The following is a 13,551-nucleotide window of genomic DNA, read 5'->3' as shown; positions in this document are numbered from 1 at the left end:
GGTGAACACTTGTCGTGTTCACCTTTTTTATGATGTTAACTTAATGTCCCTGCCGTTAGGATTAAGCTAGGCTTTACGCCACGTTGTTTTACCTGCGCTATCTTCTAACACAATATTCATCGCATTAAGCTTGTCACGTGCATCATCAGCAAGTGCCCAATCTTTATCAATACGTGCCTGGTTACGCTGAACGATAAGGGCTTCAATAACAGCTACCTCATCATTATCATTGTCACCTTGCAAGAAAGCGGCAGGGTCGAGCTGTAATAAGCCAACAATATCACCAAGCGCAACTAATGTTGCCGCCAACTCGCCTGCTAAGACTTCATTATTGGCAGCTTTCGCAACATTTAACTCTTTCGATATTTCAAAAAACACCGCTAACGCCTGTGGGGTGTTAAAGTCATCATCCATTGCTTGGCAAAATTGTTTAACGAAACTTGAGTCTTTATCCAGCACATGATTACTTGGGATATTTACATCACGTAGCGAAGTATAAATTCGCTCTACAGAAGATCTCGCTTGCGTTAAGTTATCGGTAGAATAATTTAATTGACTACGATAATGCCCTGTAGTTAAGAAAAACCGCACTGTTTCGGCATCATATTGAGTTAATACATCACGTATAGTGAAAAAGTTACCCAATGACTTAGACATTTTTTCTTGATCGACTTGCACCATCCCAGTATGTATCCAGTAATTGACATAGGGAGTATCTAGAGCACAACAACTCTGCGCGATTTCATTTTCATGATGAGGGAAAGTTAAATCAGAGCCGCCACCGTGAATATCAAAATGATGACCTAGCTCTTTAGCATTCATCGCTGAACATTCTATATGCCAACCAGGACGACCTTCTCCCCAAGGCGATGACCAGCTCGGCTCACCCGGTTTAGCTGATTTCCATAAAACGAAATCAAGTGGGTTATGTTTGTACTGGTCAACTTCTACGCGTGAGCCCGCTTGTAATTGATCAAGGTTTTGACCACTTAATTTGCCGTAATCAGCATAACTAGAAACATCAAAAAGTACATCGCCCTGCCCGGTAGAGGTAACGTTAGCACCCGCAACATAAGCATGCCCCTTCACCACTAAGGTTTCAATCATAGTGATGATTTCATCCATGTGTGTAGTGACTCTTGGCTCAAGATCAGGCCGAACCATATTAAGTGCATCAAAGTCTTGATGCATAGCTGCGATGGTACGCTCAGTTAATGCTTCAGGTGTTTCATTATTTTCATTGGCTCGATTGATTATCTTATCTTCAACATCAGTGATGTTGCGTACATAGTTAACATCATAACCAGAAAATCGTAAGTAACGCGCAATATTATCAAAACTAATATAGGTACGGCCATGGCCAATATGGCATAAATCATAAACAGTGCAACCACAAACATATAAGCCTACTTTACCGGGGTTAATTGGTGTAAAGGTTTCTTTTTTTCGACTTAAAGTGTTGTAAATCTGCAACATGATATTTTATGACTCCTACTGAGTAGCTTTTAATAAATTAGGCGTAGATTGTACCTGAACATACCTAAAGGATCATCAAGACAAAGACCAAATACATTAATTAATTGACCACTTAACGAGAATTAATAAAATTCATAACGCGCTTATAAGCCTTTGCTTTCTTATTAGCTATCTCTTTGCAGAAGTTCATTAGCGATCTGATAACCGCTCAGAATGAATGGCATATAGAATAACTATGCGAAAGTAATTTGATTTGTTTTAAGATCACCAATGCAACGCTAGATTGCCCCCTTTATTGATGTCATTGGAGTAATGCACTTTATAGCAAGTTAGCGTACAATTGTGGCAATTAATTTATCAGAACTTAACAAGAGACAATTATGATCGTATTAAAAACCAGCCTTGGCGATATTAAAGTAGAGTTAGACTTCGAAAACGCACCTGTTTCCGCAAAAAACTTTCAGCAGTATGTTGAAGAGGGTCATTTCAATGGCACAATTTTTCACCGTGTAATTAAAGGTTTTATGGCACAAGGTGGTGGTTTTACACCTGGATTAGAAGAAAAAGAATCTCGCGCTAGCATTAAAAATGAAGCAAACAATGGTGTAAGCAATAAGCGCGGTACTTTAGCCATGGCACGTACTCAAGAACCACATTCTGCATCGGCACAATTTTTTATCAATTTATCAGATAATGACTTCTTAGATTTCACCGCTGAAAACGTACAAGGCTGGGGTTACTGTGTATTTGGTGAAGTTGTCGAAGGCATGGACATCGTTGATAAGATGGCTTTAGTTGAAACAGGCACTTATCATGGTCATGGCGACGTACCAAAAGATGACATTTTGATTGAATCGGCTATTGTCGAATAAGTTTTAGCGCTTAACCCAATTAAAATTATGATTAACAGTAAAGATACAGCAATAACTTACTTTATTGCTGATTTGCACTTATGTGAAAACAGGCCTGATATCAGCGCCTGTTTTTTACGTTTTTTAGAAAATGATGCGACAGAGGCAGAGACGCTTTATATTTTAGGTGATTTGTTTGAAACGTGGGTCGGTGATGATGATGATAATCCTTACCTTAAAACTATCGCTGAGGCACTAACTAAGTTAAGTCAGTCTGGTACCTGTGTTTATTATATTCATGGTAATCGAGATTTCCTCTTAGGTAAAAATTACGCAAAAAAATCAAGCATGACGCTCCTACCAGAAATAGAGACTATCGATCTTTATGGCCGACATGTCGTTATAATGCATGGTGATACTTTATGTACCCGTGACATCGACTATCAAGTATTTAGAAAAAAATCCCGCTCCTGGTGGTGGCAAACAATGGTTAAAAGTCTGCCATTATTTGTCCGTAAAAAGATGGCCGCAAATTACCGAAAGAAAAGTGCACAAGCCACAGCAATGAAATCACAAGATATTATGGATGTTACCGAAAGTGAGGTGATAAAATGCCTTGAAAACAACCATAGCCAATTGTTAATTCATGGTCATACCCACAGACCTGCGGTGCACGATATAATGGCCAACGGTGTTAAAGCTCAACGTATTGTACTTGGGGATTGGTACGAACAAGGTGCTTGGTTAAAAGTAACGCCTAAAACTATTGAATTACTCAATCATTCTTTATAATAATATTTACTAAATACTATTTCCCACCACTACCTAGGATAAGTAGTGGTCAGCAACAAAAAATACCGGTTTTATGCCACTCTCTATCAATTGTTTAAACCGGCGCTCCCGAGTGGAATTTAAAGTCTTCATCCAGACTAGTAATAAGCTCTGCTTCAACCTTGCCGAAATAAGCAATGCGCTCACTAATATCTATGCCCTCGCCGGCAACTTGGCCGGCAAGCGTCAAGTAATCTTGGTAGTGACGCGCTTCAGAGCGTAATAAAGACACATAAAATTTATTTAGGTCATCATCTAAATGTGGTGCTAATTTAGCGAAACGCTCACAAGACCGTGCTTCTATATATGCACCGATAATTAACTTATCGACTAAGGCCGCAGGTTCAAAAGTTTTCACATGTTTAAGCATGCCTTTGGCATAACGACCGGCAGTAATATTTTCATACTCGATGCCTCGCTTGGTCATGATTTCTAATACTTGATAAAAGTGATGTAACTCTTCTTTGATCAACATGATCATTTTATCAACAAGCTCTTGCGTAAAAACAGTTAACGTATCATTAGGTGTGGCTTTGAGTACTATTAATTTAGACAGCTTTGGCGTTTGCTCAAGGCTAGCTAGATCACCTTGTTTTTTATAAATAAAGTCTTCATACGGCCGAAACCATGCTAACAACTCTTTCGAGCTATTTTTATCTATTGCATATTTTCTAATTAAAAACATCGCACTTTGGCCTGCTTTTAATTCACAAATCATATGATCAATAAGTAATAATTTTAAATTTTCAGGCTTTTTAGCTTCATCGATCCATGCATCAGGCGTTTCACATTTAAGAAAGGATAAAATAGGCTTTAATAATGAATAATTCGACAAAACGTTAGCAACTCAGCGGTAAATATAAATTGTGCGGCATTCTACCATAGCGATATAACGAAACAAGCGAGCTTTTATGCCTGTTTCATATATTTAAATTTATCAAACAGTCCCTCATGGTTAACAACAATCGAACGCGATACAAAAATAATATGCTCACTAATTACTTGGTCTACTACCGATGTGAAGCACATCGCCACTAAGAGGTAATATTGCTTTTACCCACGTAGGTATAATTTATCAATGCCTCTATACCAATCTTTAATTACATCGGCGATTGTGGCAACGATATAACTTGCTGCTTTATCACCCTAGCGATCGTTGCCAAAGAATTGGCCGCATTAAATCGAGCAGAGATGTTCCTCGCTTAATCCATCCATGTCTCAGGAGTTTTGCATGAAACAAAACTTATCTAGGGGGAGGTAATTGTTCGTTTCCCGTTATGGGTTTATCTCACGCCTAAATTACGAGTAAGTTCATTTACCCCGATGATGATTTAAAAAGGGGTTTTAAATTATTACGCTATTTAAAAAGCCTATTTATTGAGATACTAGCAAAGCCTGTTTTTTACCTTACATAGATCAGATTTATGCCTTCTATTATAAAAAAAACACTAACAAGTAAAAATGCCGCAATAAACCTTGTTAAGAAACATAAACAATTAATACATAGCGAAAACATGAAAGTTAGCTCTCATGTACAACGAGAGTCTGATGATTGGATCGTTAACACCTTAATGTTAGCTAACCTTGATGTTCCATTCAAATACAAACGTAAAAAGCTTTACCAATGTTTGCAAGGACAAAGGGTTAACCTGACTTATTATGCTGAAACTGAGCTTGTTGCCGGTTTTAGTATCGAAGTAATGTCGGTTGTGCGAATAAAAATCAGTTGATAGTTCTACCAGATAAAGCCATTCCCCTTATTACATAAAACGATTAAAAATGCTTTTAATAGAGCTTTATTGATTATTTTTCAACCAACACTTGACGGGAGGCTTTATATATTTCATAAATATATATAGCCGTTACCATTCAAAGTGCAGGATTTGTGTGGGAATTAAAATATCTTTAGGCTAGGAAAAATAAATTAAGCATAGTCATTTTATGTTTAGATAATTTAACCCGGTATAAAGTCATTTAAAACCCATCAAAGAAGCGCTTGAGCAACATCACTTCATCGTTGCTGTGATTGATAATGGATATAAAAGTAATAATAAGAGTACTACTAGCTTAATCATTTAATGTTGTTGTTTAAAACTAAAAAGTACATTCCAAATACTCACGTGCGAGAGGAATAAATATGATACTGAATCACATTTGGGGGCTTTATGCCCACCCTAAAGAAGAATGGCATATTATTGAAAAACGTCACGAAAGCTTGAGTTATAGTTTAATGCACATTTTAACCGTCGCGCTTATTCCTGCAATATGCTCTTACTACGCTGCCGCCTATATAGGCTGGACCATTGGTGTTGGCGACCCAATAAAAATAAGTATTGAAAGTGCTAAGATAATGGCGATAAGTATGTATTTCGGCTTGATTTTTGGTGTATTCGCTTTAGCCTACTTAATACAATGGATGGCGAAAACCTTTGACTCTAAACCTGATTTTGTTCAAGCACTAGAGCTTGCTTCCTACACAGCGACACCATTATTTATGGTAGGTATTACTGCCTTATTTCCGGTGTTATGGTTCGTTGCAGTGGCTGGACTTGCCGCCGTAGCTTATTCGGTCTACCTGTTATATTCAGGCGTTCCTATTATGATGAATATTCCAGAAGAGAAAGGCTTTATTTATTCTAGCTCGGTGGTTACTTGTGGTTTAGTATTATTGGTTGCCTTAATGGCATTTACCGCAATGATGTGGACAATGGGCTTTGGTCCAGAATTCGTTTCCTAACATTAGTTAGTTAGTTAGTTAGTTACCCGGTATTGTTCTTGTATTGATAATGCAAATAAAAAGGCCCTATTTCTTTGATAGAAACAGGGCCTTTTTTTTCAACGATTACTGTTGAATAAATTATCTAATGCCAGTACCAGAGCCGGGTAAAAAGCTACTCTGCGCCTTCATTATACATATCAATTATTGAGTCAGCATCCTTATCTGAATCTTCTTTACTGGTATTATTACGCAGTGCATCTAATTTTTCTAAGTAAGCTTGATCAATATCATTAGTAACATAATTCCCGTCAAATACCGAGGTATCAAAAGTCTTGATTTCAGGGTTACCTGAACTCACTGCGGCAATAAGATCATTAAGTGATTGATAGATAAGCTTATCAGCACCAAGTAAATTACAAATATCTTCTAATTCGCGTCCATGTGCAATTAATTCATTAGCACTTGGCATATCAATACCATAGACATTAGGGAACCTAACTTCAGGAGCCGCTGATGCGAAGTAAACTTTCTTTGCTCCCGCAGCACGTGCCATCTCAATAATCTGCTCTGAGGTAGTCCCTCGAACGATTGAGTCGTCAACAAGCAAAACATTTTTACCTTTAAACTCAGTCGTTATAGCATTAAGTTTTTGACGAACTGATTTCTTACGTTGCTCCTGACCAGGCATAATGAAAGTACGGCCAATATAGCGATTCTTAACAAAACCTTGTCGATAAGGTAAGTCAAGATGATGAGCAATTTGCAAAGCAATATCACATGACGTTTCAGGGATAGGGATTACAACATCAATATCGAGATCTTGCCATTCTGTCGCTATTTTTTCGCCTAGCTTAGTTCCCATTTCGACACGTGAGGCATAAACCGACATTTTATCCATGGTTGAATCAGGGCGTGCAAAATAAACAAACTCAAAAATACATGGGCTATACACTGGATTTTCTGCGCATTGCTGGCTGTGAATTTGACCATTTTCACCAAAGAATATAGCCTCTCCAGGTGCAACATCACGGACAAATTCAAAAGAACATGCATCAAGCGCAACTGATTCAGAAGCAACCATATATTCAATGCCCTGCTCGGTTTCACGCTTACCAAAAACTAAAGGTCGGATACCGTTTGGATCTCGAAACGCAATCAAACCATGGCCAACGATCAATGCAACACTCGCATATGCACCACGAACACGCTTATGGATTTTTGTAACCGCAGTGAAAATATCATCCGGAGTTAATACAATATTTTTACTTTGCTGCAACTCATGGGCTAAAACGTTTAATAATACTTCTGAATCAGAGCTGGTATTAACATGGCGACGAGCCTCATTAAACAACCATGTTCTTAATTCTTCTGCATTCGTTAAGTTACCGTTATGGGCTAATGATAAACCAAATGGCGAGTTTGCATAAAAAGGCTGGGCTTCAGAAGAGCTAGAGGTTCCCGCGGTAGGATAACGAATATGACCAATACCAATGTTACCTTGCAAACGCAGCATATGGCGCGTATGAAAAACATCTTTTACTAAGCCGTTACCTTTACGTAACCTGAACTTGTTGTTATGAATGGTAACGATACCCGCCGCATCTTGACCACGATGCTGAAGTACAGTTAATGCATCGTATAAATTCTGACTAACAGGGGTTTGACCAACAATACCGACAATGCCACACATGTAATTTTCTCCACAAAAAAGTATTTGCAATATCTTTAGGGTTAAAGCGTTCTGCTCAAAATGGAATGAACCATAATATAATATTTGAAATAAGGGATTAAAAAAACCTTATAAATCAACCTATGCGGATTGACTCCGCATAATCACTAGCGGTTTTTAAAACACTAGGTTAAAAAACTTGATGAGCCTTTCAGATACTCAAAAAACCATTCTACTACCAAAGTAAACTCAGGAATTAATTGCGAGCTTTGCCACCATGGTGTAGTAGCAACGCCAGTAAAGGCATCAACAAAAAACAACAATGCGCTAATAATAAGCACGCCGCGAAGAGCACCAAAAACCAAACCTAATATACGGTCTGTGCCTGAAAGGCCGGTTTTACTAACTAGCTGTCCAATAAGGTAATTCACTAAAGCACCGAGGACTAAAGTTGTTATAAAGAGAATGGCAACGGCTGCAGCATTGCGCAGGAATTGATCGGAAATATTGGTTAATAAGTTGGCGAGGTTTGCATAAAATGTACTAGCGATGAAGAAGGCACTGATCCATATGATTAAAGATACCGCTTCTTTTACAAAGCCGCGGATCAAACTAACTAGCGTTGATATACCTATGATGGCCAAAATGGCGTAATCTATCCAAACCATAACTTGAATGTCTCGTTGAGTTTCTCTAAATTAGAGGCGCGCATTCTATCAGAACCCACTAAATATTGCCTAATTTTTTATAAGCAGCTGTTATTTCTTGGGCTCAAAAGATGCGATTTTACCTTGGATATCGGTGAGTTTTTTCAAGGCTGGTATTTTTTTTATCATCACTGACTTAATTAATTCGGGACCAATAATGACTTTAGTCAAAGTCCCTTGTTTGGTCTTGATTGGTTTAGTGAAAACAATATAACCATTTGCGCGCAATTTCTTTAATAATTGCTCGACATTACTTTTATCTCTAAAGCTACCAAGATGAATAACCCACGCTTCTTTGGCGATAGCCTTTTCTGGTAACTTCTTTTTTGTGGCACTGACGACTGTAACCGGTGGTTTATGCTTAGGTTTAGTTATCGTGACTTGGCTAGTTTCTTTCGCTTTACTGTCATTGTCCTGAGCTTTAATCACTGCATCGATAGCCTGCTCATTTGAGATTGGTATCGTTTTTTGAGGGCTTAATTTATCTTCAGGAAAAGGTTTATTGGCCAATCTACCCGAAAAAACTTCGGCTCTTGGGATAGCTTCAAAATCAGCTTGGTATGACTGTTTCTCACCATCAAGTACATCAGGTAAGAAAATGATAACCACGGCTGCAACAATAATGGTACCGACAAGGCGATTTTGAAATGGTGTAGACAAGAGATACTCCTAATTAATATAAGTTCAGCTATTCGGAAAACTTATATGTCAAAATTAATACGGTAAAATTACCCAATAAAACTAGCACTATGGAAGTCATAGCGTAACTAGCCGGTAATTAACTGAGACCTAATTTGCGCAACAGTAAAAAATGAACCAAAAACAAGGATCAAATCAGATGAACTAGCCTTCTTGTTCGCCATTTTAAATGCCTCACCAATATTGTCAAAACAATTAACCTCATTAGTAAAGCTTGCTAACTTACTTTGCATTGTTTCTCTTGTTGCAGCCCTTGGTACACTTAACGCGGCAGTATACCAAAAGTCGACATCGTCTTTTAAAGAGAGCAAACTAGCACTAATATCCTTATCACCTAACATAGCAACGACAGCATAAATATTTTGATAATTAGCTTGCTCTTTCACCCGTTTAAGGTGACTTGCTAAGTAACGTGTCGCTTGTGGATTATGGCCGACATCAAGAATAACATCACAATGCTTTATTTGCTTTATTAGCTCTGTACGTCCGGCTACCTTTGTTATCGAAATAATTTTGTTTACCATGTCAGTAGTAAGCGGTATATCAAGTGTTTGTAAAACCATTAATGCTGTAGCGACATTATCTTGTGGGATAAAGGTCGCTTCAAGACCTTTTAATATTATTTGCTTTGACTGCCATTGCCAACAAGGTGTTTCACTTTTAACAATGAACTCAGCATCACGTAAAAACAGTTTGTCCCCATGGTGAGCATGTAACGTATGTGCATGTTTTAATACTGACTGGGGTATATTACTATCACCGACAATAATATCTTGCCCTTGTCGCATGATGCCTGCTTTTTCAAAGCCAATACTTTCCCTGTCATCACCTAAGAAGTTTTGGTGGTCAAGATCAATTGTCGTGATTACGGCAATGTCTGCATCAATAATGTTGGTTGCATCTAACCGCCCACCTAAACCTACTTCAAGGATGATAAATTGCGGTTTCAGCTTCATCAACACCAAGAGTGCTGCTAGGGTCGTATATTCATAGTAAGTTAATGAAATATCTGCACGCGCTTCTTCAATCTGCTTAAAAGCAGCCATTAACGGCTGATCTTTTACATCTTGCTTATTGAACCGTAAACGTTCATTGAAGTGTTCAATATGAGGAGAGGAATAAACCGCAACAGTGGGTGTTAAACCATTATTTTGGTGAAGGAGTAAAGCATTCTCAATAAAAGCACAGGTGGTGCCTTTACCGTTTGTACCTGCAACAGTAATTACTTTTGCAAAGCTTAGATCAATAGCCAGACATTGAGCAACTTTTCCTATCCTAGATAGGCCCATGTCTATCTCAGTACTATGCAAATTCTCTAAATAATAAAGCCACTGATCAAGACGAGTAAAGTCTTGATAGTGGCTTGAATAGGATACTGACATTATTCCAACAACCAGTGATATAAGTAAAATAACTAATAAGTTATCTTACCATACTAGTTACGAGACTACGCTAGGTTGCCCCATATATTTACCTAGCATGCGTGATAAAGTAGTACGCATATCACGGCGATCAACAATCATATCAATCGCGCCTTTTTCTAATAAGAATTCACTACGTTGAAAGCCTTCAGGTAGTTTTTCACGAACTGTTTGTTCGATAATACGAGGACCTGCGAAACCGATAAGCGCTTTTGGCTCAGCGACATTAATATCGCCTAACATTGCTAAACTTGCCGATACGCCACCCATAGTAGGATCAGTTAACACAGAAACATACGGAAGACCTTTTTCACTCATTTTAGCTAATGCTGCACTGGTTTTTGCCATTTGCATTAAAGATATAAGTGCTTCTTGCATACGAGCACCGCCACTAGCAGAGAAACAGATAAAGGGGGTGTTATGTTCTAAACAGTATTCTACACCTTTAACAAAGCGAGCACCGACAACCGAGGCCATTGAACCGCCTAAAAATGCAAATTCAAATGCAGCAGCAACAACTGGCATACCATTTAGCTCACCTTTCATGACCACTATCGCATCTTTTTCACCGGTCTTTTTTTGTGCCGCAGTAATACGGTCTTTATATCGCTTAGTGTCTTTAAATTTTAAGATATCTTGAGCTTGAAATTCTTCACCTAATTCCATGCGGTTATCTTTGTCAAGGAAACTATCAATACGTTTACGTGCGCTGATACGCATATGATGGTCACACTTAGGACATACTGAAATTTGACGTTCTAATTCAGTTTTGTATAACACGGCATTACATGAAGAACATTTACTCCATACACCTTCAGGAATATTACTTTTTCGGGTCGTTTTTGCTTTTGGGAGAATTTTTTCTATCCAGCTCATAATTTTATCTTTGCCTGTAACAACGAAATATCTGACGGTTTATTGATAGGAATACCCCCCATCAAACTCTATTTTTTAAAAACACTAATCGTAAACCAAACATTAAAGCACAGTATAGCCTATACAATATAGGAAAAACTGGTCTGCTTAGTTAATAACTATTAGATATAGGCTATTCTTTTCTATAAAAAAAGCGGCCCTAAACGGCTCTTTGGCAAGTTAAAATGTTCCGGATAATCGACATCAACAAAATAAAGTCCTTCTGGTGGCGCGGTTATACCTGCGACACAGCGGTTTTTAGCCAATAATACTTCTTTCATCCATTGCGTCGTCTCTTGTGATTGCCCTACCCGCATTAAACTACCGACAATATTTCTTACCATGTGATGTAAAAAAGCATTCGCTTTGATATCAACAACAAGATAATCACCTTGGCGTGTTACCCGACAATGTTTAATGGTACGGACCGCTGAATGTGATTGACAGTGTACCGTTCTAAAAGAGGTGAAATCATGGCAACCAATTAGATGATCAGCACCCAGTTGCATTAAACCTTCATCTAAACTGTGATGATGATGACTTATACCATGACTCAATATCGCTGAACGTAGCGGCTTGTTATAAATAATATAACGATAATTTCTAGCGGTAGCACTAAAGCGAGCGTGGAACTCATCATCAACCTGCTTGACCCAAGCAACGGCGATATCAGTAGGTAAGTGAGTATTTACGCCCAACGTCCAAGCTACATCTTTTCGCTTTTTGGTGGTATCAAAGTGAATGACTTGATTAGTGGCATTCACCCCCGTATCGGTACGACCCGCGCAAGTAACTTCTATAGGCTCATCAGCAATTTTTGAGAGTGCTTTTTCTACTTTTTCTTGTACTGTCATGGCGTTGTTTTGACGTTGCCAGCCGCAATAATTCTTACCATCGTACTCAATGCCTAACGCATAACGCATACCAATTCGCCTCTTCAACCGTGCGGAGATTATTTTCCGCTGCGTATTATCCTTTATTTTATGCAGTTAGGCTATTGCTGTTAGTTTTTATTACCCTATAAAGCGTCTAAAATCTTTTTCGCCTCAACTTGCTGAACAGCATTTCCTTTTTCGATAACTTCTAGCAAAATTACTTGAGCATTTTCTTCATCACTTAACTCTATATACATTTTAGCTAAATCTAATTTACTCGACATGGTGCCATCTTCATCGACGTCAATGCCCGCTTCATTTTCAGAAAACTGGTCTAAGCCGACATCGATATTCATGTTTTCATAAGGCTCTGTTAAGTCTTCCTCACTCAAAGGTTCAGCAAGTAGTTCTTCTACAGAAACATAGTCCTCTGACTCTGTTTTCTGATTGGTCGATGCAAGGGTTTCATCAATTAAATCGTCACCGATATCATCAAGCGTTAGAGCAACTTCATCTTCCTCTGCAGAGTCTGTATCACTTTCCGCTTCGATATTAGCTAACAGTTCGTCAAAGTCGACATCATCTAATTCTTTAATAACATCCAACTCTTCAACTTTATCAAACTGCTCATCTTGCTCTGCAGTTTCCGCTAATAAGTCAGCTAATACATCTTCATCAGTGAAGTCAGGCGCTAGTTCTATTGCCTCAAGTGTCATATCTTCTGCTAGTGAATTTTCATCATTAAGTGACTCTTCAGCTAATAATTGACTTAATGCCGATTCAGATAATGACTCAGTAATTGGCTCATCTGACGATTCAATTGTTATTTGCTCTGTTAAGCTATCACCAATGTCGTCTGCACCATTTGACGCTTCATTTTGCGCCTCAGCAATGAGAGCATCTATATCGAGCTCATCATCTAATAGATTACTCTCACTGCTATCACCCTCTTCTATCGCGATTTCTACTTCTGCCTCACTTTCTTTGGCAAAAATATCACTAAAATCAGCGGTAAGGAATGGGGTCACATACTCAGCAGTAAACTCAGCAATTTTAGCTTCATTTTCTGCTATTTCATTTTTAATTCTCAGATCTTCTGCACTTAACGTACTATCGCTTTCGACTGCCTTATCTTCTGCTTCAGTGACATCACTTGCTTTAGCGACAGGGTCAGTCTCTGACGCATTAGCCGCGTCATTTACTGAGGTGTTAACTGAAGTGTTAACTGAAGTGTTAGCAGAAGCATTAGCGGCCTCAAGTAGTGCATCAATATCGTCAGGGTCGGTAACATCAGCTGTTCCAGCTATAGAGTCAAGCAGGGCATCAATATCGTCAGGGTCAGTGACATCAGCGGCTTCCGCTACAGAGTCAAGCAGGGCATCAATATC

Annotated in this window: 13 protein-coding genes; 4 read left to right on the top strand and 9 right to left on the bottom strand. The window is 38.5% G+C overall.

Features of this window, described 5'->3' with window-relative positions:
- Positions 1–66 precede the first annotated feature (66 nt).
- Positions 67–1,476: a cysteine--tRNA ligase gene (gene cysS / locus F580_RS0100560; RefSeq protein WP_019025747.1), complete on the bottom strand. Its 1,410-nt coding sequence runs from the start codon at positions 1,474–1,476 to the stop codon at positions 67–69.
- Between the two features lie 380 nt (positions 1,477–1,856).
- Between cysS and F580_RS0100555 the strand changes: the two genes are divergently transcribed.
- Both F580_RS0100555 and F580_RS0100550 read left to right on the top strand, forming a co-directional pair.
- Positions 1,857–2,348, top strand: a complete 492-nt coding sequence (locus tag F580_RS0100555) for a peptidylprolyl isomerase (protein ID WP_019025746.1) — start codon at positions 1,857–1,859, stop codon at positions 2,346–2,348.
- Between the two features lie 27 nt (positions 2,349–2,375).
- Positions 2,376–3,119 carry a UDP-2,3-diacylglucosamine diphosphatase gene (locus F580_RS0100550; protein ID WP_019025745.1) on the top strand — a complete coding sequence of 248 codons (744 nt, stop codon included), beginning with the start codon at positions 2,376–2,378 and terminating at the stop codon, positions 3,117–3,119.
- Between the two features lie 94 nt (positions 3,120–3,213).
- Here F580_RS0100550 and miaE read toward each other — a convergent pair whose 3' ends face one another.
- Positions 3,214–3,993 carry a tRNA isopentenyl-2-thiomethyl-A-37 hydroxylase MiaE gene (miaE, locus tag F580_RS0100545; protein WP_019025744.1) on the bottom strand — a complete coding sequence of 260 codons (780 nt, stop codon included), beginning with the start codon at positions 3,991–3,993 and terminating at the stop codon, positions 3,214–3,216.
- A gap of 589 nt (positions 3,994–4,582) precedes the next feature.
- Between miaE and F580_RS0100540 the strand changes: the two genes are divergently transcribed.
- A complete protein-coding gene (locus F580_RS0100540) occupies positions 4,583–4,888 on the top strand; it encodes a hypothetical protein (RefSeq protein ID WP_019025743.1) in 306 nt (101 codons plus the stop codon).
- 407 nt (positions 4,889–5,295) lie between these two features.
- Positions 5,296–5,895: a Yip1 family protein gene (locus tag F580_RS0100535; protein WP_019025742.1), complete on the top strand. Its 600-nt coding sequence runs from the start codon at positions 5,296–5,298 to the stop codon at positions 5,893–5,895.
- A gap of 154 nt (positions 5,896–6,049) precedes the next feature.
- On the opposite strand, the gene purF is transcribed toward F580_RS0100535, so the two are convergent.
- From purF to F580_RS0100500, 7 genes are all read right to left on the bottom strand, one after another.
- Positions 6,050–7,567 (bottom strand): amidophosphoribosyltransferase, encoded by a 1,518-nt coding sequence (gene purF, locus F580_RS0100530; protein ID WP_019025741.1) that lies wholly within the window; start codon positions 7,565–7,567, stop codon positions 6,050–6,052.
- Positions 7,568–7,731: 164 nt separating this feature from the next.
- Positions 7,732–8,214 carry a CvpA family protein gene (locus F580_RS0100525; RefSeq protein ID WP_019025740.1) on the bottom strand — a complete coding sequence of 161 codons (483 nt, stop codon included), beginning with the start codon at positions 8,212–8,214 and terminating at the stop codon, positions 7,732–7,734.
- Between the two features lie 90 nt (positions 8,215–8,304).
- Positions 8,305–8,913 (bottom strand): SPOR domain-containing protein, encoded by a 609-nt coding sequence (locus F580_RS0100520; RefSeq protein WP_019025739.1) that lies wholly within the window; start codon positions 8,911–8,913, stop codon positions 8,305–8,307.
- A gap of 107 nt (positions 8,914–9,020) precedes the next feature.
- A complete protein-coding gene (folC, locus tag F580_RS0100515; RefSeq protein WP_019025738.1) occupies positions 9,021–10,334 on the bottom strand; it encodes a bifunctional tetrahydrofolate synthase/dihydrofolate synthase in 1,314 nt (437 codons plus the stop codon).
- 57 nt (positions 10,335–10,391) lie between these two features.
- Entirely contained in the window at positions 10,392–11,249 is an 858-nt protein-coding gene (gene accD / locus F580_RS0100510) for an acetyl-CoA carboxylase, carboxyltransferase subunit beta (protein WP_019025737.1), read from the bottom strand.
- Positions 11,250–11,431: 182 nt separating this feature from the next.
- Positions 11,432–12,211, bottom strand: a complete 780-nt coding sequence (gene truA, locus F580_RS0100505) for a tRNA pseudouridine(38-40) synthase TruA (RefSeq protein WP_019025736.1) — start codon at positions 12,209–12,211, stop codon at positions 11,432–11,434.
- 95 nt (positions 12,212–12,306) lie between these two features.
- Positions 12,307–13,551 (bottom strand): FimV/HubP family polar landmark protein (locus tag F580_RS0100500; protein WP_020621316.1); only part of this gene is annotated, 1,245 nt, incomplete at its 5' end.

Source organism: Colwellia piezophila ATCC BAA-637 (assembly GCF_000378625.1).
Taxonomy (GTDB): Bacteria; Pseudomonadota; Gammaproteobacteria; order Enterobacterales; family Alteromonadaceae; genus Colwellia; species Colwellia piezophila.
Note: the sequence above shows the minus strand (reverse complement) of the source record. Positions and strands in the feature narration are given on the sequence as shown.

Bases quoted from the DNA above. Each gene is read 5' to 3' on its own strand.
- cysS (WP_019025747.1), bottom strand. From the start codon at position 1,476: ATGTTGCAGATTTACAACACTTTAAGTCGAAAAAAAGAAACCTTTACA.
- F580_RS0100555 (WP_019025746.1), top strand. From the start codon at position 1,857: ATGATCGTATTAAAAACCAGCCTTGGCGATATTAAAGTAGAGTTAGAC.
- F580_RS0100550 (WP_019025745.1), top strand. From the start codon at position 2,376: ATGATTAACAGTAAAGATACAGCAATAACTTACTTTATTGCTGATTTG.
- F580_RS0100540 (WP_019025743.1), top strand. From the start codon at position 4,583: ATGCCTTCTATTATAAAAAAAACACTAACAAGTAAAAATGCCGCAATA.
- F580_RS0100535 (WP_019025742.1), top strand. From the start codon at position 5,296: ATGATACTGAATCACATTTGGGGGCTTTATGCCCACCCTAAAGAAGAA.
- purF (WP_019025741.1), bottom strand. From the start codon at position 7,567: ATGTGTGGCATTGTCGGTATTGTTGGTCAAACCCCTGTTAGTCAGAAT.
- F580_RS0100525 (WP_019025740.1), bottom strand. From the start codon at position 8,214: ATGGTTTGGATAGATTACGCCATTTTGGCCATCATAGGTATATCAACG.
- folC (WP_019025738.1), bottom strand. From the start codon at position 10,334: ATGTCAGTATCCTATTCAAGCCACTATCAAGACTTTACTCGTCTTGAT.
- accD (WP_019025737.1), bottom strand. From the start codon at position 11,249: ATGAGCTGGATAGAAAAAATTCTCCCAAAAGCAAAAACGACCCGAAAA.
- truA (WP_019025736.1), bottom strand. From the start codon at position 12,211: ATGCGTTATGCGTTAGGCATTGAGTACGATGGTAAGAATTATTGCGGC.